The sequence below is a fragment of the Heliophilum fasciatum genome (assembly GCF_004341395.1).
GTDB lineage: Bacteria > Bacillota > Desulfitobacteriia > Heliobacteriales > Heliobacteriaceae > Heliophilum > Heliophilum fasciatum.
In genome coordinates, this window is record NZ_SLXT01000009.1 from 47,808 (window position 1) to 66,028 (window position 18,221).

The 18,221-nt window shown below is 48.1% G+C and carries 20 protein-coding genes; all 20 read left to right on the plus strand.

Features of this window, described 5'->3' with window-relative positions; translation table 11 throughout:
- The first annotated feature begins 50 nt into the window (after positions 1-50).
- The 20 genes from EDD73_RS06535 to EDD73_RS06630 all read left to right on the plus strand — a co-directional run bounded on the left by EDD73_RS06535 (position 51) and on the right by EDD73_RS06630 (position 18,206).
- Complete coding sequence (locus tag EDD73_RS06535) at positions 51-512, plus strand: chemotaxis protein CheD (RefSeq protein ID WP_131919043.1); 462 nt, start codon at positions 51-53, stop codon at positions 510-512.
- A 13-nt stretch (positions 513-525) separates the two neighbouring features.
- On the plus strand, positions 526-900 hold the full coding sequence (locus EDD73_RS06540; RefSeq protein WP_131918980.1) for a hypothetical protein: 375 nt from the start codon (positions 526-528) through the stop codon (positions 898-900).
- A 63-nt stretch (positions 901-963) separates the two neighbouring features.
- Complete coding sequence (locus EDD73_RS06545; RefSeq protein ID WP_131918981.1) at positions 964-1,758, plus strand: FliA/WhiG family RNA polymerase sigma factor; 795 nt, start codon at positions 964-966, stop codon at positions 1,756-1,758.
- Positions 1,759-1,820: 62 nt separating this feature from the next.
- Positions 1,821-3,335: a FapA family protein gene (locus tag EDD73_RS06550; protein WP_131918982.1), complete on the plus strand. Its 1,515-nt coding sequence runs from the start codon at positions 1,821-1,823 to the stop codon at positions 3,333-3,335.
- 48 nt (positions 3,336-3,383) lie between these two features.
- Positions 3,384-3,701 carry a hypothetical protein gene (locus EDD73_RS06555; protein ID WP_131918983.1) on the plus strand — a complete coding sequence of 106 codons (318 nt, stop codon included), beginning with the start codon at positions 3,384-3,386 and terminating at the stop codon, positions 3,699-3,701.
- Positions 3,702-3,726: 25 nt separating this feature from the next.
- Positions 3,727-5,115, plus strand: a complete 1,389-nt coding sequence (locus EDD73_RS06560; RefSeq protein ID WP_131918984.1) for a hypothetical protein — start codon at positions 3,727-3,729, stop codon at positions 5,113-5,115.
- A 12-nt stretch (positions 5,116-5,127) separates the two neighbouring features.
- Complete coding sequence (locus EDD73_RS06565; RefSeq protein ID WP_131918985.1) at positions 5,128-5,868, plus strand: hypothetical protein; 741 nt, start codon at positions 5,128-5,130, stop codon at positions 5,866-5,868.
- A 218-nt stretch (positions 5,869-6,086) separates the two neighbouring features.
- A complete protein-coding gene (rpsB, locus tag EDD73_RS06570; protein ID WP_131918986.1) occupies positions 6,087-6,785 on the plus strand; it encodes a 30S ribosomal protein S2 in 699 nt (232 codons plus the stop codon).
- Positions 6,786-6,963: 178 nt separating this feature from the next.
- Entirely contained in the window at positions 6,964-7,611 is a 648-nt protein-coding gene (tsf, locus tag EDD73_RS06575; protein WP_207668826.1) for a translation elongation factor Ts, read from the plus strand.
- A gap of 100 nt (positions 7,612-7,711) precedes the next feature.
- Positions 7,712-8,449 carry a UMP kinase gene (gene pyrH / locus EDD73_RS06580; RefSeq protein ID WP_131918987.1) on the plus strand — a complete coding sequence of 246 codons (738 nt, stop codon included), beginning with the start codon at positions 7,712-7,714 and terminating at the stop codon, positions 8,447-8,449.
- The gene (frr, locus tag EDD73_RS06585; RefSeq protein WP_131918988.1) at positions 8,442-8,999 is read left to right on the plus strand and encodes a ribosome recycling factor; all 558 of its coding nucleotides are present in this window, start codon (positions 8,442-8,444) and stop codon (positions 8,997-8,999) included. The genes pyrH and frr overlap by 8 nt, the downstream gene beginning before the upstream one ends.
- On the plus strand, positions 8,996-9,235 hold the full coding sequence (locus EDD73_RS06590) for a hypothetical protein (protein WP_131918989.1): 240 nt from the start codon (positions 8,996-8,998) through the stop codon (positions 9,233-9,235). The genes frr and EDD73_RS06590 overlap by 4 nt, the downstream gene beginning before the upstream one ends.
- A gap of 78 nt (positions 9,236-9,313) precedes the next feature.
- Positions 9,314-10,096: an isoprenyl transferase gene (locus EDD73_RS06595; protein ID WP_131918990.1), complete on the plus strand. Its 783-nt coding sequence runs from the start codon at positions 9,314-9,316 to the stop codon at positions 10,094-10,096.
- Between the two features lie 12 nt (positions 10,097-10,108).
- Entirely contained in the window at positions 10,109-10,897 is a 789-nt protein-coding gene (locus EDD73_RS06600; protein ID WP_131918991.1) for a phosphatidate cytidylyltransferase, read from the plus strand.
- Between the two features lie 2 nt (positions 10,898-10,899).
- Complete coding sequence (gene ytvI, locus EDD73_RS06605) at positions 10,900-12,003, plus strand: sporulation integral membrane protein YtvI (protein WP_131918992.1); 1,104 nt, start codon at positions 10,900-10,902, stop codon at positions 12,001-12,003.
- Positions 12,004-12,008: 5 nt separating this feature from the next.
- Positions 12,009-13,184, plus strand: coding sequence for a 1-deoxy-D-xylulose-5-phosphate reductoisomerase (locus tag EDD73_RS06610; protein ID WP_131918993.1), 1,176 nt, complete (start codon positions 12,009-12,011; stop codon positions 13,182-13,184).
- Entirely contained in the window at positions 13,181-14,236 is a 1,056-nt protein-coding gene (gene rseP, locus EDD73_RS06615; RefSeq protein WP_131918994.1) for an RIP metalloprotease RseP, read from the plus strand. Before EDD73_RS06610 ends, rseP begins: the two co-directional genes overlap by 4 nt.
- A 2-nt stretch (positions 14,237-14,238) precedes the next feature.
- Complete coding sequence (gene ispG / locus EDD73_RS06620; RefSeq protein WP_131918995.1) at positions 14,239-15,315, plus strand: flavodoxin-dependent (E)-4-hydroxy-3-methylbut-2-enyl-diphosphate synthase; 1,077 nt, start codon at positions 14,239-14,241, stop codon at positions 15,313-15,315.
- A 16-nt stretch (positions 15,316-15,331) separates the two neighbouring features.
- The gene (locus tag EDD73_RS06625; RefSeq protein WP_131918996.1) at positions 15,332-17,053 is read left to right on the plus strand and encodes a proline--tRNA ligase; all 1,722 of its coding nucleotides are present in this window, start codon (positions 15,332-15,334) and stop codon (positions 17,051-17,053) included.
- A 19-nt stretch (positions 17,054-17,072) separates the two neighbouring features.
- The gene (locus EDD73_RS06630) at positions 17,073-18,206 is read left to right on the plus strand and encodes an MGDG synthase family glycosyltransferase (protein WP_165876355.1); all 1,134 of its coding nucleotides are present in this window, start codon (positions 17,073-17,075) and stop codon (positions 18,204-18,206) included.
- Positions 18,207-18,221: the final 15 nt, after the last annotated feature.

Below are 18,221 nucleotides of genomic sequence, written 5' to 3' on the forward strand. Positions count from 1 at the left end.
ACCGCAGGCAATTGGGATGGGGAGGTGATGGCGTGCTTGTTAAGGTGGGAATGGCTGATCTAAAGACAGCAAAAGCACCTGCTAATTTAATGACTGCCGGTCTTGGATCTTGTATTGGAATATGCCTCTTTGATCCGGTGGCTAAAATTGGTGGGCTAGCTCATATCATGTTACCCTTATCTACACAAGCCCGCAGCTCAGACAATAAAGCGAAATTTGCAGATACAGCCATCCCGGTATTGGTTGATGATATGATCAAACTTGGGGCATCGAAATCCCGAATTGTGGCGAAAATTGCGGGTGGCGCACAGATGTTTGCCTTTCCGGGTACTTCCGATGTGATGCGCATCGGTGACAGGAACGCAGAATCTGTAGTTAATGGCCTAAAAAAGATGAATATTCCCCTGTTGGCTCGGGAAACAGGAGGGAATTTTGGACGCACAATTGAACTAAATACAACGACCGGAATGCTCCACATTCGCACTGTTGACCGAGGTGAGAAGGTGGTGTAGGGAGGAAGAAGAATTGTTTGGGCCAAAATTTTGGCTCCCCCTCGGCTTGGCCATAATAACGATGATAATAACCACTGCTGTTGGCATTCATGCATCGGTAACATGGTTTATTCTTTTGTTACGTAGTTTCTTTTTTTCCGTGGTTATGGGAGGATGCACTTTTGCTCTGGTCGCTTATATTGACCATATTTTAGCCGAGAAAAAAATTTCTTCACCGGGGACTGCACAAGAGCAAGTTGGTGCAGGAAATGACAGTACGTTAGACATGCAAATACCTTCGGTCCTTCCTTTTGCACCTAGTCAGATTGAACAAGATCTAGAACGTTTATTGTCAGCGGATCCCGAACGGGCTGCAGAAATTATTCGAAAAATGCAGTTGGATGACTAGCCAGAGTCGAAAGAGCAAGGGTTATAATTTTAGGAGCAGGATCGTAGGTAGGTGGCGAATGATATGACTTCGACAAAGTCGGCTGTGCTGGCGGCGCCACTTTGGACTCGATACAAGGTTCATCATGATCGTGTGGCGAGAGATGAGTTGATCGTTCTGTACGCACCATTAGTGAAGTATGTAGCTGGTCGATTGGCCATTGGGTTGCCGTCCAACGTGGACCGCGATGACTTATACAGTTATGGTGTATTTGGATTGATCGATGCGATTGAGAAATTTGATCCAACGCGTGGACTTAAATTTGAAACGTACGCTGTATCGCGCGTACGTGGCTCCATGTTTGATGGGTTGCGAGCGATGGATTGGGTTCCTGCTTCGGTTCGCCAACGAGCGAAAGAATTAGAGAAGCTTTTACATTCCTTATCGGGCAAATTAGGGCGTGTAGCAACAGATCAAGAAGTAGCCGAGGCGATGGGAATTACGGAAGCCGAATACCAAAAGCTACTTCATGATCTGCAAGCTACCTCACTACTTTCACTTGATGAACCTTGGACAACTGATGGCGGAAAGAGCGAGAGTGTTCGCTTATTAGACACACTTATCGATGTTCGGGGGCATGATCCGGTTACCGCTGCCGAAGTCTCTGAGTTACGAAATACATTAATTCGTTCCATTGACCGCTTACCCGAAAAGGAACGTCTGGTGATTACCCTTTATTATTATGAAGATTTGACACTTAAAGAAATCGGCAGTTTAATGAATCTTTCCGAATCTCGTATTTCTCAACTTCACACCAAAGCGATTTTGCGGTTGCGTGGTCAGTTATCACGCCATAAGAAGAAGTTGATTGAAAATTAAACGTAACAAGTATCATTAAGATTACACGCAACCAATCTGTTCATCCGAGGGGGAACAATCGCATGGTTACATCGAATGGGCTATTCAAAAGTGAAGGGAACCTGTCGAACGATTCGCGGGAGACTGTTCAAGAAGTCCATAATAATGAACTACCTGAACAAACAGAACTGCCTGAAGATGTTCCGGCCTATCAAGAAGGCAAAGTGACTGTGCAGATTGACCGTGATGGGATGCATGCATATGTTATTGTTTTGGGTGCAGGAAGCGCGAATGATGCAACCAAAAACGTTGATCCCTCGATTGTTCAAGAGGCATTGCAAAAAAATGGTGTGATCTTTGGTATTATCGATGGCGCTATTGAAAAAGCGGTGCAACCGTTGAATTTTGGCCAAAAAATTACAGTAGCTAAAGGAATTCCGCCTCAACCAGGAACAGATGCACAATTAAATTATTGTTTTGATCCTGACCAAAGAATAAAACTCACCGAACTTGAAGATGGTCGTGTTGATTATTATAATTTGAGTTTGATCAAAAACGTTCAAGTTGGCGACATCTTGATGATTCGTGTTCCACCTACCAGCGGTACACCGGGAACGACGGTCATGGGGCATGAAGTTAAACCAAAGGCTGGGAAAGATCGCCGTATTCCTGCCGGTAAAAACACGATATTAAGCGAAGATGGAAAACTTTTGACAGCTACGGTAGCAGGTCATGTTCATATTGCCGGTGGGCGTGTACATATTGATCCGGTTTTTGAATGGCCCGGTGATGTTGACTTTTCTTCGGGGAACTTATCCTTTCTTGGCTCGATTATCGTTCGTGGGAATATTTCTTATGGCTTTAAGGTCGAATGTGCAGGTAATCTGGAGGTCTTTGGATCCATTGATGGAGGATCTGTTGACATTGGTGGTAACTTAACGGTTCGACAAGGTATTCAAGGGCAACAGCGCTCACTGCTTAAAGTCAAAGGGAATATTGCGGCCCACTTTATTGAAAACTGTACAGTTCAAGCTGATGGTGATATTGTTGTTGGTGAAGGGATTATTCACTCACAAGTTGATGCCGGTGGCAAGATTCATGTTGGCGGTAAAAAAAGTGTAATTGTTGGCGGGCGAGTTCGTGCTGTTGAAGAAATCGAGGCAAAAATTATTGGTTCACCTCATGCAACAGTGACTGAAATTGAAGTGGGAATTCGCCCGGAACGTCGAGAGTATTTTCAAGAATTATTGAATCGGGAAAAGCTTAATGCTTCAAAAGTTGAACAAACCGAGAAAACTATCGCTTTACTTAAAGACTGGGAGAAAAAACAAGGCCGTCTGTCACCGGACAAGCGGCAAATCTTATTGCGGTTAACGCGTTCACAGTTTCAATTGTTAAAAGAAGCTGACGATTTAATGAAGGAAAAAGCGCAGATTGAAAAAGAGTTTGAGCAAGTGGCGCACGGTAAAGTGTGCGCTCATACCATTATTTATCCTGGTGTAATGATCAGAATTGGAACTGCTTCGATGCGGGTCCGTGACAATATTCGGGCTTCTACAGTAGTCATTCGTGATGGGCTATTAGAAGTCATTCCATGAAAACAATGAATCAAAATTGATGAAAAATAGCCTGTAGGGGGGATTCCATTGACCATTCGATCGGTTGATATGCAGGTTATTGTACCGAAAGTCACAGAAATTAGCCGAACTCAACAAATTCAGCAACAACAAGGTCAAAATGAACAGCAGTTTCAATCCCAGCTAAATCAACAAACAACACAATGGAAACAACAAAGTGTACCTACTACAGGACAAGCTGATAAAGGAGCAATCAAAGATCGCGAATCAAAACAACAACAAAGAAAACAACACGAGCAAAAAAGTGACGAAGATAAAGAGCAAAACAAAGATGTACTTGACAACGAAGGACTATTACGGGGACATCATTTAGATTTAAGAATATAATTAGCAAGGAGGCGAGTTTTACACGATGCTCACAGTGCTAACAGTAGCAGGTATCATCATTATGATTATTGGTATTGGACTGATTCTAAAAGAGCAATCGGAAAAACACCTAGATGGGGAAGAGTTAGGTAATTGGCAACAACGTCAAAAAGAAGCACAACGGCTTCAAAACGATCTGGATTTATTGATGCGTACCTTAAGTAGACGCAGTGAAGAGGCAATCGAAAAATTGCGTGTACAAATTGAACAGGGTCGGCAATTAACATCACAATTAGAAGTTGAACGAGCCTATATCGCGGAAATGAGCCAAGATATTTCGGCGAAACGCAAAGAACTTTTATTGCATGCCCAAGCCATAGCACCCACACCCACTGTGGTTGCTGAAGCTTTTGTAGCATCGCCAAGTGAAGCCTCTGTAATGGTCACAGAGCCCTCAACGGCAGAAGCGCCTGTAATGGTCGAGGAGTACGAAGCTCCAGCGGCAGAAGCGCCTACAATGGTCGAGGAGTACGAAGCTCCAGCGGCAGAAGCACCTGCAATGGTCGAGGAGTACGAAGCCCCGGCGGTAGAAGCGCCTGCAATCGTCGAGGAGTACGAAGCCCCGGCGGTAGAAGCGCCTGCAATCGTCGAGGAATATGAAGCCCCAGCGGCAGAAGCGCCTGCAATGGTCGAGGAGTACGAAGCCCCAGCGGCAGAAGCGCCTGCAATGGTCGAGGAGTACGAAGCCCCAGCGGCAGAAGCGCCTGCAATCGTCGAGGAGAACGAAGCCCCAGCGGCAGAAGCGCCTGCAATGGTCGAGGAGAACGAAGCCCCAGCGGCAGAAGCGCCTGCAATGGTCGAGGAGTATGAAGCTCCAGCGGCAGAAGCACCTGCAATCGTCGAGGAGTACGAAGCTCCAGCGGCAGAAGCGCCTGCAATGGTCGAGGAGTACGAAGCCCCGGCGGCAGAAGTGCCTGCAATGGTCGAGGAGTATGAAGCCCCGGCGGCAGAAGTGCCTGCAATGGTCGAGGAGAACGAAGCCCCAGCGGCAGAAGCGCCTGCAATCGTCGAGGAATATGATGCTCCGGGCGTTGAGACACCTGTTTTAAAAGATAAGGTTGTTTCGATTAATGATTATGCAACATTATTAGAGGCACCCTCAGAAGTTGAAGCACCGGAGAGTGGATTGATCTCCTATCCATTGCGTCAATATGCACAGATTCAAGAGCTTACAAAACCTCAAAAGCCCGAGCGCAATTTAGCCCAACTTTTCCCGCCTGAAAAAGGAGATCCCCGCCTATGGCCACGGGAAGAACGTTATGAGAAAGTAGGCCCGTTATATCTTCTGGGGGTAAGTGATGAAGAAATTGCGGAGTTTCTGAATTTAGGAAAAGATGAAGTTAAGCTCATCCGCCAACTCCGGAGGCAGGAGTAGGAGGGGGATATGGTGAACGAAGATCGTACAAACGTTGACCATGACAAAAGCATGGTACCGAGCGTAGGGATGAAAGTCTTTCTAAGCGGTGCTATGTTATTTATGATTAGTGTATCACTTTATGTTTGGGGTCCAACTGATGTGGCTTCTACGGCTGTATCGTCAGCACCACCTGAGCAAGAAAGCGTAGCGCCACCGCAACCTGAAGCAGAAGATTCAAAGCCGCAGGGGATAGCAGCCGGAACTGCCGCTACTCCAACGATGACAGGCACAAACACCCCTATTCAGCCTGCGGCGACCGCAAAAGGAACTGCTTCAGAGCCATCGACACCGAAAAAAACTGTTGACACTACATCCCCAGCGAAAAGAACTTCTGAAGAAACAGCAGCAAAGAAATCTACGACCACGGCCGCCGTAAAATCACGAGTTACGACTGAGCCGGCTGCTTCGGCGCCAGTGAAACCACAGCTAAAACAAGAACCGCTTGCCGATAAAGTTCCAGTGAAACCGCGAACAGAAGAAGAACCACTTACCGACAAAGCTCCAGCAAAACCGCGAACAGAGCAAGAACCGCTTGCCGACAAAGTTCCAGTAAAACCGTGGACCGATGAGGAACCAATTGCTGAGAGAGCGTCGACAAGACCGGAACCGGCACAAGAACCGCCGGCATGGCTTAATTATAATCAGCCATCGCAAGCCCCTAGAGAAGATGATTGCCCAACGTGGTTGAAATGTGTGAAATCTCATAAATAATCAAGTAAATGGAAAACGCAGTCTTCATGGAGAAGACCGCGTTTTTTTATCGATTAGAGGCGGAACAACACTTGCGAGTGTAATTAAAATATGATACTATTACCAACGGTGTTAAAATCCGCACGGTCGTGGACTGGCTCGCCGGGTCTCCTGATTTCGGGAGAAGCGAGGAGAGATGAAGCAACCGGAGGTAAAAAAACCTAAAGGAGGTGGAGATAGTGGCGGTTATTTCGATGAAACAGCTGCTGGAGGCCGGGGTACATTTCGGTCACCAAACCCGCCGCTGGAACCCCAAGATGGCTCCGTATATCTTCACGGAGCGCAATGGTATTTATATCATTGATCTGCAAAAGACGGTGCGCAAAGTCGATGAGGCCTATAACTTCATCCGCGACGTCGCAGCCCAAGGCAAAAAGATTCTTTTTGTCGGCACGAAAAAACAAGCCCAAGACTCCGTCAAAGAAGAAGCAGAACGTTGCGGCATGTACTTCGTGAACCAACGCTGGCTCGGTGGTATGCTGACCAACTTCCAAACCATCCAAAAACGCATCTCCCGTTTGCGTGACTTGGAGAAAATGGAGACAGATGGCACCTTTCAACTGCTTCCCAAAAAAGAAGTAGCTCAACTGATTCATGAAAAAGAAAAGTTAGAGCGATTCCTTGGCGGGATCAAAGACATGAAAGAATTGCCCGGTGCGGTATTCGTGATCGATCCGCGCAAAGAACGGATTGCTGTTGCCGAAGCACGTCGATTAGGGATTCCTCTCGTTGGTATTGTTGATACCAACTGTGATCCCGATGAAATCGACCACGTGATTCCTGGCAACGACGATGCAATTCGTGCAGTGAAGTTGCTGACCGCAAAAATGGCCGATGCAGTTCTTGAAGGCAATCAAGGACAATCAGAAGCCCAGTAAGCTTGTGGGGTGACCCCGGGGACAACCCCGCGGTCACCTTTTTGTTTCGTGTCAGAAGCGATAGGTACTTGATAGAGAAACCGCAGATTCTGATGTTGTATAATAATGATACAGGGAATAAATCAGATTATATTTAGTAAAACTAAATAAATGATACACAAATGAGGAGGAAACTGTTGTGATTACAGCAGCGATGGTCAAAGAATTGCGTGAGCGCACCGGTGCAGGTATGATGGAATGTAAAAAAGCCCTTACTGAAAAAAACGGTAATATGGAAGATGCAGTTGCGTACCTGCGGGAAAAAGGCTTAGCTGCCGCCGCGAAAAAAGCCGGTCGGATTGCTGCCGAAGGTCGCGTTGAAGCATATATTCATGGTGACGGCCGAATTGGTGTTTTGGTAGAAATCAACTGTGAAACTGACTTTGTGGCTAAAACTGACAACTACAAAGCGCTTTGCCGCGATATCGCAATGCAAGTAGCTGCAGCAAAACCAGAGTATGTTAAACGTGAAGAAGTGCCTACCGAAGCACTGGAAAAAGAAAAAGAAATCCTGCGCGCTCAAGCGTTGAACGAAGGCAAACCAGAAGCCATCGTCAATAAAATGGTTGACGGACGTATCGAAAAGTATTACAAAGAAGTTTGCTTGATGGAGCAAGCTTTTATCAAAAATCCTGATAAAACGATTAAAGATGTCATCAATGAAGCAGTAGCGACGATTGGTGAGAATATCTCGATCCGTCGTTTTGTCCGTTTTGAAATGGGTGAAGGCTTGGAGAAACGCCAAGATGATTTCGCATCGGAAGTTATGGCAGAAATGAACAAGTAAGCGATTGGTCAAAAAAGGGAGCACACTTCGTGTTCTCTTTTTTGACACAAAAGGATTTTTTCGCATCGTTGTAGAATGGACAGATATAGAAAGAGGAGGTATGGATGGCTTGCAACCGAAATACCGTCGAGTAGTGCTTAAGCTTAGCGGCGAAGCACTGGCAGGAACGAAGGGATATGGAATCGATCCAGATGTGGTCAATTCCATTGCTGATCAAATTGGTGAGGTCAAAGACTGCGGCGTTCAAGTTGCTGTGGTTGTAGGTGGCGGCAATATCTGGCGTGGCGTTGCCGGATCAGCGAAGGGGATGGATCGAGCTACCGCCGACTATATGGGCATGCTGGCGACGATCATGAATTCCTTAGCCATTCAAGACGCTTTAGAAAAACGCGGCATCGATACGCGCGTACAGACAGCAATCGAGATGCGGCAAGTCGCCGAGCCTTATATTCGTCGCCGGGCGATCCGGCATCTGGCCAAAAACCGTGTGGTTATTTTAGCAGCCGGTACCGGCAACCCCTATTTTTCGACAGACACAACAGCAGCGTTACGGGCAGCTGAAATGGAAGCTGACGTGATTCTGATGGCCAAACGTGGCGTTGACGGTGTTTATGATTCGGATCCACGCACCAATCCGGATGCCAAAAAAATAGAAGAATTGGCTTATATCGATGTATTAAATCGTGGACTTGGTGTCATGGATTCAACGGCCACTTCACTTTGTATGGATAACAATATCCCCTTAGTTGTCTTTGGCTTAGAGACCCGCGGCAACATCAAACGGGCCATTATGGGTGAAAAAATTGGCACGATTGTTGGAGGTACGGACAATGATTAAGTTGCTCAAAACAGAAACAGAAGAACGGATGAAAAAAAGCGTCGAAGCACTGCGCAAAGAATACCAATCGGTGCGTGCCGGGCGCGCGAATCCTTCATTACTGGAACGTGTGCAGGTAGAGTATTACGGTTCACTGGTGCCTGTTAACCAGGTGGCCAATATTTCTGCACCGGAAGCTCGGATGTTGTTAATTCAGCCTTGGGAGCGCTCTTCGTTGGGGGCTATTGAAAAAGCGATCCTTAAATCCGATCTCGGTCTTAATCCCAACAACGATGGCTCTGTAATTCGTTTGATTTTGCCTTCCTTAACCCAAGAACGCCGTGCTGAGCTGGTAAAAGGCGTAAAAAAACGTGCTGAGGAACATCGGGTCATTCTACGCAACATGCGTCGTGATGCTAACGAAGAGATCAAAGCACTGCAAAAGGATCATTCCATATCAGAAGATGAAGCCAAACGGGCTACTGATGATATACAAAAGCTGACTGATAAATATATTAAAGAAGTGGACCGTGTTGCTGAGACGAAAGAAACGGAGATCATGGAAGTTTGACAAGCGTAGCACCGCAGGATGAACAGTTAAAGGTGCTGATCGGTAAAACGGTTGAGCAAGCGGAGGCTTATTGTTCTGAATGGGCATGTTCATTACGGCTAACCTTGACAGGAACGGCTAATGAAGCGTCGGATCGCATTGCGCGAATCGTTCAGGTCTATTCATCTCTCGATGGTGAGATACACGCCATTTACGCCTATTTTCCCGCCCAATTGACCATATCGCAAAGGATATGACCCCCTCGGGGCTCCGAGGGGGTTCAATCTTACATGAACCCCATGTAAAATGACAGCCAAGAATGAGGAGGGGTTAGCTTGCAATGGCGTTTTTGGCCTTTTCACCGTCGTAGAAAAGGCGCAGGATCTGATGATTTGTCAGCGCAACTGAATGCGCAAAAATTACCTAAACATGTAGCGATTATCATGGACGGTAACGGGCGATGGGCCAAACGTCGTGGATTGCCACGTGCGGCCGGTCATCGTGCTGGTGTAGAATCCCTGCGGCAAGTGCTGGAAACATGCACGGATCTAGGGATTCAAGTGTTAACAGTTTACGCTTTCTCCACGGAAAACTGGAAACGACCGGCCGATGAAGTATCTGCACTTATGGATCTCTTAGTTGAGTACTTACGTAAAGAAATTAAAGAGCTTCATGAAAAGGGTGTCCGCGTACGGGCGATTGGCAAAGTGGATGATCTTCCCCAAGTGGCCCAGCGTGAGTTAGCATCGGCGATCAAGAAAACCCAAGACAATCGCAAAATCACCTTAAATCTCGCCTTAAATTACGGTGGTCGTGTAGAGATTGTGGAAGCCGTCAAAAAAGTTGTTGCCAATGTAACGGCTGGCACGATTCAGATCGATGACATTAATGAGCAATATCTGGAGCAGCATCTGTATACGGCCGGTCTGCCCGATCCGGATTTGTTGATTCGCCCTTCCGGTGAATTACGGTTGTCAAACTTTCTATTATGGCAATCAGCCTATACGGAGATTTGTGTGACATCGACATTATGGCCAGATTTCGGGCGGCAGGAGTTGTTACAAGCACTTATCGATTATCAAGGGCGCGACCGCAGATTTGGTGGCGTCAAGGTCTAGGGGGCCTGCCCTATGCTCTGGATGCGTACAGTTAGTGCCGCCGTTGGTATTCCTTTGCTTCTTTATCTAGTCTATCTTGGCGGTTGGTTTTTCACGATCACTGTAGGTGTTCTTGCACTGATTGGTTTCTATGAATACGACAAAATGATGAAAAATCTGGATGTGGAAGGGCCAACCTGGTTAGGCTATTTGATAGCGGGTCTATTGCCACTAACGGCACATTTCCAAAGTGGTCTGGTGTTGGGGCTTACTGTGAGTTTCTGGGCCGGATTAGCGTTATGGGTAATCGCCTACCCACGCATTTCGCCGGTTGCAGTCGGCACAACGATTTTTGGTGCTTTAATGGTAGGTGGTCTGCTTAGCTACTTGCTATTACTGCGCCAATTTCCTCAAGGGGAATGGACTGTTCTTTTGACCTTTTTGCTTACTTGGGCAACCGATACCGGTGCTTACTTTGCCGGTCGTTTTCTCGGACGTCATCGCCTAGCACCTCGTGTGAGTCCGAAAAAAACCTGGGAAGGCAGTATCGGTGGAGCCTTATTGGCTAGTTTAGTTGCTATGGTTTGTGGTCCTTTGTGGTTTCCACAGATCGATGTACTATCATGGGCAATCGCTGCACTGATCATTTCGGCACTTGGCCAGTTTGGTGATTTAGTTGAATCGGCGCTAAAACGGATGGCAGGAATTAAGGACTCAGGAACGATATTACCAGGACATGGTGGGGTATTGGATCGCTTTGACAGTACATTGTGGACGGCGCCGGCGATGTATTATTTTCTGACGTGGGTAGCGAGGTTTTGAGCATGAATCCTTGGCAAGATTGGTTGACGCGTTTTTTGCGCTTAGCGATATGGGCGTTGGCACTGGTGGTCACCTATTTTGTCATTGAGTTTTTGCTACCGATGACGGTTCAGGTGATTAACCAGGTGGTCACCTATTTATTGCCCTTTGTGCTAGGTGCCATGATTGCCTTGTTGGTCGATCCGATCGTTGACTTGATCGTCAGCAGAACCAAACTTGAACGTGGCTGGGCCACTTTTATTTCCTTGATCTTGTTATTGGGTTTGATGACACTGGCAGCAATCCTCCTGATTGGCAAACTGGGCGTGGAATTGATTCGTCTCGCTGGCAATTTGCCTTCGCCTCAACAAATCAGCCAATTTTTTAATGAACTGGTCAGTGGGGCTGCTCCTTATTATGCAGCTATTCATTCTTCGCCTGAGGTACTGACAACATTGCAACGAACTGTCGATGAATTGTTGGCTGTTGTCAAGGGCTTTTTGCTTTCCGGTTCTAATTATATTTTGGACACGGTAGCATCGTTGCCGAGTTTTTTCACCGTGTTAGTTTTCAGCTTGATGGCCAGCTTTTTTCTCAGTCGAGATAAAAGATTGGTATTACAGGCGATTTATTGGGGACTGCCGGGGCGCTATGCTCGGCAATTGCGCTTAATTTTGCTGGACATGAGTAAAACCTTTATGGGGTTTATTCGAGCTCAGATTGTTTTGATTAGCATTACGGCTTTGATTGCGATTATCGCTTTCTACTTAATGCAAATTGAGTTTTCCTTTACGCTGGGCATTTTGGTCGGACTTTTTGATTTGCTGCCGATCTTGGGGCCGGGGCTGATTTTACTTCCTTGGATCATCTGGGAATCTGTAGGCGGTAATTATGCGTTAGCTACCCAACTGGCGATTTTGTATGGCATTTTAGTGTTGAACCGGCAATTCATTGAACCAAAAATAGTGGCTGATTCGATTGGACTTCATCCGTTAGCAACATTGATGGCTTTATATATTGGGATGAAGGCATTTGGCGTTGTTGGCGTAGTGCTTGGTCCGGCTGTTGTCATGTTGCTCTTAGCCATGTATCGAGCCGGAGTTTTTCATAACTTTCAAAAGAGGTGATACCTGTGACTCGTCGAATTGCTATTCTCGGCTCAACAGGCTCCATTGGTCGACAAACGTTGGAAGTTGTTGATCAAAGCGGCGATGCGCTGCAAGTGGTAGCGTTGGCGGCTGGTGGCAATTGGTCATTGTTATTTGAGCAGGTAAAAAAATATCGCCCTGCCGTTGTAGCGATGATGGATCCAATAGCGGCAGAACAATTGCAAGCTGCGTTGCAAGCTGCTTCGATTATGGTGGAAGTGCACACCGGTCAAGACGGACTGATTGCTGTGGCTACCGCGCCTACGGCCGATATGGTGGTTACGGCTGTTAGCGGGGCCATTGGTTTGATGCCGACCATGGCAGCCATCAATTCTGGAAAAACCATTGCTTTGGCAAATAAAGAGACGCTGGTGGCTGCCGGACAACTGGTCATGGCAGCAGCCAAGGAGAAAAATGTGGCCATCTTGCCGGTTGACAGTGAGCATTCAGCCATTTACCAATGCTTACAAGGCCAAGATTGCCGCGATTTACGCTTAATCCTGACCGCTTCAGGCGGACCTTTTCGCGATTTTTCGTTGGAAGAACTGGTCCAGGTATCTCCGGAGCAAGCATTGCGTCATCCCAACTGGGCAATGGGTGCGAAAATTACCATTGATTCAGCTTCGTTGATGAATAAAGCACTGGAAGTTATTGAAGCTCATTGGCTTTTTGACGTTTCCTTTGATGCCATTGAGGTATTGATTCACCCCCAAAGTGTCATTCACTCGATGATCGAACTGCGTGACGGTGCGGTGCTGGCGCAACTAGGTATTCCTGATATGCGCTTACCGATTCAATATGCCTTGTCTTATCCTGAACGTTGGACAGCCAGTTGGCCACGATTGCGTTTTAGCGATCATCCGAATTTAACCTTCCGTGCACCGGATCACGAACGGTTTCCTTGTCTCGCCTTGGCTATCGAAGCAGGGCGCGCAGGAGGCACAGCACCGGTGGTGATGAATGCAGCCAATGAAGTGGCTGTCCATGCCTTTTTGGCTCACCAAATTGGTTTTATGGATATTCCTCGGATTGTCCGCGAAACAATCCAAGCTCATGCCTGGCAGGCATCCCCCAATCTGGATGGAATTTTAGCCAGTGACCAGTGGGCTCGAGAAAATGCTGCGATGCGTGTAGCAGGTGGGAGGGAATTCTCAGGATGATCACTGCGATTGCGTCGATCTTTGTTTTTGGTTTGATGATCGTTTTTCACGAATTCGGCCATTTTGCTACAGCTAAACTAGCCGGAGTGCGGGTGCTGGAATTCAGCATTGGCATGGGACCGAAGCTTTTCGGGATGCGCCGTGGTGATACGTTGTATTCGCTGCGTATGTTACCGCTCGGCGGTTTTGTACGGATGGCCGGTATGGATGCGGAAGAAGGACGAGACATTGAATCATTGCGTCATGATCCGGAGAACTTCAACAATAAAACAGTTTGGAAAAGAGCGGTAATCATTGCTGCCGGTTCGATCATGAATTTTATCTTGGCGTTTTTACTTTTTCTTTATATCTTTATGATCATCGGGGTTCCGGCTTTTTCCAATGTGATTGGTGATGTGGTACCGGGAAAGCCTGCACAGCAAGCGGGAATTTTACCGGGTGATCGGATCGTAGCCGCAAATGACAAGACGGTGCAGAAGTGGTCTGATTTGATTGCTGAGATCCATCCCAATGCTGGGAAGCAAATTGTGCTTAAAGTGGACCGCCAGGGCCAAATACGGGAAGTGCCCGTAACGCCTCTGATGGATGAACAGCGTAAAGTCGGTCAACTGGGAATTATGGCCGATGAAGATTCCATGTTCATGCAGCGGCAAGGTGTTTTTGAATCATTGCGCATGGGAATTGTCAATACGATTGGAATCACGGGGCTGATCATTCGCTCCCTTCTCGATATGATCGCCGGTACAGTACCGGCCGATGTGGGGGGGCCGGTGATGATTGTCAGTGAGATCGGCAAGGCTGCGCAAACGGGCTTAAGCAATTTGTTGATGTTGGCAGCTGTGCTATCCATCAACCTCGGTGTACTCAACCTTTTTCCGATTCCGGCGCTCGATGGCAGCCGTTTGGTTTTTCTGGGCTTAGAAGCACTGCGGGGTCGCCCGATTGATCCGGCAAAGGAAAACATGATCCATCTGGCCGGCTTTGCCTTGTTGATGGCTTTTATGGTCTTTATCGCTTATAACGATATCGTTCGCTTGTTGGGAGGCATGTGAAATTGGAACGTACTTTTCCACGCCGGCCGACGCGGCAAATTCAGCTTGGCTCCGTAGCCATTGGCGGTAATGCACCTGTTTCTGTGCAGTCCATGTGCAATACAGATACGCGCGATCCCCAAACGACACTGTCACAAATCGAGCAACTGGTGGCTGTCGGATGTGAGATTGTTCGTGTAGCTGTACCGGATGAACAAGCCGCTGAGGCACTAGCGGCGATTGTTGCCGGTTCAGCGATACCGGTGATCGCCGATATTCACTTTGATTATCGCCTGGCCATCGCTTCGTTGCGAGCCGGTGTTCATGGGTTGCGACTAAACCCCGGTAATATTGGCGGTACTGAGAAGGTAAAAGCTGTCTTGGATGTGGCCAAAGAGCGGCAAGTACCGATTCGCATCGGTGTAAATGCAGGTTCACTGGAGAAGTCTTTGTTAGTGAAGTATGGTGGGGTAACACCGGAAGCGATGGTCGAAAGTGCCCTTGCCCATATTCACTTGTTAGAAGAATGTAACTATCCTTGGATGAAGATTTCATTAAAGGCGTCTTCTGTACCGTTAATGGTGCAAGCTTATCAAGCGTTGTCACAAGTTGTTGATTATCCGATGCATGTTGGGGTGACGGAAGCGGGAACGATTCGTTCCGGCGTTGTTAAATCGGCCGTTGGGATTGGTGCTCTGCTTGCCCAAGGCATTGGTGATACCATTCGAGTTTCCCTAACGGGCGATCCTGTCCCGGAAGTAACCACAGGATGGCAAATCTTATCTTCCTTAGGCCTGCGACATCGGGGCCCCGAATTGATCTCTTGCCCTACTTGTGGCCGCTGTCAAATCGCTTTGGCTTCCGTTGCTGAAGCGGTAGAACAAGCGCTGCTGGCAGAAACAAGGCCTATCAAGGTGGCCGTCATGGGTTGTGTTGTCAACGGCCCTGGAGAAGCGCGCGATGCCGATGTGGGCATCGCCGGCGGCAAGGATTGTGGACTCCTGTTTCGTAAAGGGGAAGTCGTCCGCAAAGTTCCACAAGATCAATTAGTAGAAGCATTACTGGCTGAGATTGACCGCTTACCTGGCGGCGATACCTAGAGGAGCGTGAACATAGATGCGCATGTCCCAATTATTGATGCCCACATTACGGGAGACCCCTGCGGAAGCTGAAATCGTCAGCCATCAATTGCTGTTGCGGGCCGGATATATTCGACGTTCATCAGCAGGAATTTATCATTATTTACCCTTAGCACACCGGGTATTACAAAAGATCATGGCGATTGTTCGTGAGGAAATGAACAAAGCCGGTGGTCAGGAAATTCTCATGCCGATTGTTCAACCGGCAGAACTTTGGCAAGAATCAGGACGCTGGCAAGTTTATGGTGACGAACTGTTCCGTTTAAAAGATCGCCACGATCGTGATTTTTGTCTCAGTCCCACCCATGAGGAGATCGTTACCGATCTGGTGCGCAGCACTGTCCGGTCCTACCGGGATTTGCCGCTGTCCGTGTATCAAATCGCTAATAAATATCGTGATGAACGGCGTCCACGTTTTGGCTTGATGCGCGGCCGCGAATTTATCATGAAGGATCAATATTCTTTCGATCGTGATGAGGCTGGTCTGGATCAAGCCTATCAAACCATGTATGAAGCCTATAAACGTGTGTTTACCCGTTGCGGTTTGACTTTCCGTCCGGTGGAAGCGGATGCCGGAGCGATTGGCGGTGCCGGTGGAACCCATGAATTCATGGTGCTCGCTGAATCCGGGGAAGCAAGCCTTGTCTACTGCGATGCTTGTGATTACGCAGCGAACGTAGAAAAAGCCGAATGCCAAGCACCGGCACTGGCGGAGAACGTTACGGAATTTCCTCTGGAGAAAAAAAGTACTCCCGGCCAAAAGACGATTGAGCAAGTCGCTGCTTTTCTTGCAGTTGCACCGGCTACAACGATCAAAACGTTAGTTTATCGTGCTGATGATCAACTGGTGATGGTTTTAGTCCGGGGCGATCGTGAACTCAATGAGATCAAGCTGGGTAATTTGCTCGGTTGTCTGGAATTGCGTATGGCTACCGATGTCGAATGCCAAGAAGCGCAACTGGGGCCGGTTGGTTTTCTCGGTCCCATTGGCGTACAAGCGGTATCTATCTATGCCGATCAAGAAGTCATGGCGCTTACCGATGCTGTTGTTGGTGCTAATGAAACGGATATGCACTGGGTCCATGTGCTGCCTGGCCGCGATTTTTCCGTTACGGCTGTAGCTGACTTGCGGATGATCGAAGTAGGAGAACCTTGCCCGGCTTGCGGAGCCCCCTTGCAAGCGGCTCGTGGCATTGAAGTTGGGCAAGTCTTTAAACTAGGAACTAAGTATTCCAAAGCCTTGGGATGTACTTATCTTGATGAAAAAGGGCAAGAAAACCCCATGGTGATGGGTTGCTATGGTATTGGTGTCAGCCGTACGATGGCAGCTACGGTGGAACAAAACTATGATGAGCATGGTATCATCTGGCCGCTGGCCATTGCACCTTTTGGCGTCGTCGTTGTTCCCGTATCCAATAAAGACGAAGGTCAAATGGCCGCTGCCCAGGAGATCTATGAGCAATTAAAGCTTTCCGGTTGGGATGTGTTGCTCGACGATCGTGCTGAACGGCCTGGTGTCAAATTTAAAGATGCCGATCTCATCGGTATTCCGCTACGCGTAACCGTAGGCAATAAGCTAGCCAGTGACGGTGTAGTTGAACTAAAGGTGCGTAAAACCGGTGAACAGTTCCTCCTGCAACGAGAGGAAGTTTTAAGCAAGATCAATGCTTTGCGTCAGCAACTGGCACCAACTGAGTAATCGGAAACGAGGCGTTCTGATGAAGCCAACCGATGTGCTGTTGTTGTCGGTCGAAGCAGGTGCCGGTCATGGGGAGGCAGCGAAAGCGGTTGCTGCCTCCCTGCAGCGGCGTGGCCTGACAGTACAAATTGATGATATGTTCGCTTTTGGTCCGCCTTGGGTCTTTGCGACGGTGATCGGCAGCTATCTGCAGATGTTGCGCTGGTTGCCGTCGCTTTATCGTTGGGGCTACCGGCGTGCGAAAGAACCGTCATCGGGTGCCATGAGCAAAAAATTAATGGCGGCTTATCTGGATCAATTGCTCGGTACAGCCTTACGCCAACGAATTCACCAACTGCAACCGCGGGCAATCTTATGTACCCATCCTTTTCCGATGGGCCTACTCAGCCGGTATCGCCGTGAAGGATGGTTACAAGGTCGATTGGCGGGAATCGTGACCGACTTTACTGTCCATCCTTTTTGGGTTTACCCGGAATGTGATTGTTATTATGTCGCGGCACCCGCTTTGCTTCCGGAGGCGGAAAGGCTGGGCGTTAGGCCAGATAAAGTCGCTGTTACCGGTATTCCCATTAACGATCGTTTTTCGGAAGCACAACAACGACTGCGCTGGGAGCATGAGCAAGCTTTACACTTGCCCACGGCGGAACATCGCCTTTTACTGATGGGCGGTAGTCTGGGATTAGGACCATTGGAGGCGGCAGTGTCGCAATTGCTGAAGTTATCGCTACCGCAACTGCAGATCATCGCTGTTGCCGGCAAAGATCAGCAATTGGAAAAACGTTTACGGGCAATGAAGGGAGAGTCCCCTTCTTTGTTCGTTTATGGATATACGCGGGAGATACCGGCATTAATGGCCTGTGCCGATCTGATCGTAACAAAACCAGGTGGCTTATCATCGTCAGAAGCGATGGCGATGGGGGTGCCGCAACTGCTATTGCCACCTTTACCAGGCCATGAAGAAGATAATCGTGACTTTTTAATTAGCCATCATACAGCGATTGCTGTGCCGATAGAAGAATTAGCGGAGCAAATCACGGCATTATTGGTTGAACCGACAGTCATGGCATCGATGCGCAAGGCTTGCCTGAACTTGGGCCGGCCTGATGCAGCTGCCATAGTTGCCGGTGATCTTGCAGAGATGTTGGATGGTTGACCAGTTGGAAGATGG

Bases quoted from the DNA above. Each gene is read 5' to 3' on its own strand.
- EDD73_RS06545 (WP_131918981.1), top strand. From the start codon at position 964: ATGACTTCGACAAAGTCGGCTGTGCTGGCGGCGCCACTTTGGACTCGA.
- EDD73_RS06550 (WP_131918982.1), top strand. From the start codon at position 1,821: ATGGTTACATCGAATGGGCTATTCAAAAGTGAAGGGAACCTGTCGAAC.
- EDD73_RS06600 (WP_131918991.1), top strand. From the start codon at position 10,109: ATGCTCTGGATGCGTACAGTTAGTGCCGCCGTTGGTATTCCTTTGCTT.
- EDD73_RS06560 (WP_131918984.1), top strand. From the start codon at position 3,727: ATGCTCACAGTGCTAACAGTAGCAGGTATCATCATTATGATTATTGGT.
- frr (WP_131918988.1), top strand. From the start codon at position 8,442: ATGATTAAGTTGCTCAAAACAGAAACAGAAGAACGGATGAAAAAAAGC.
- pyrH (WP_131918987.1), top strand. From the start codon at position 7,712: ATGGATGGCTTGCAACCGAAATACCGTCGAGTAGTGCTTAAGCTTAGC.
- EDD73_RS06625 (WP_131918996.1), top strand. From the start codon at position 15,332: ATGCGCATGTCCCAATTATTGATGCCCACATTACGGGAGACCCCTGCG.
- ytvI (WP_131918992.1), top strand. From the start codon at position 10,900: ATGAATCCTTGGCAAGATTGGTTGACGCGTTTTTTGCGCTTAGCGATA.
- EDD73_RS06535 (WP_131919043.1), top strand. From the start codon at position 51: ATGGCTGATCTAAAGACAGCAAAAGCACCTGCTAATTTAATGACTGCC.
- rseP (WP_131918994.1), top strand. From the start codon at position 13,181: ATGATCACTGCGATTGCGTCGATCTTTGTTTTTGGTTTGATGATCGTT.
- EDD73_RS06630 (WP_165876355.1), top strand. From the start codon at position 17,073: ATGAAGCCAACCGATGTGCTGTTGTTGTCGGTCGAAGCAGGTGCCGGT.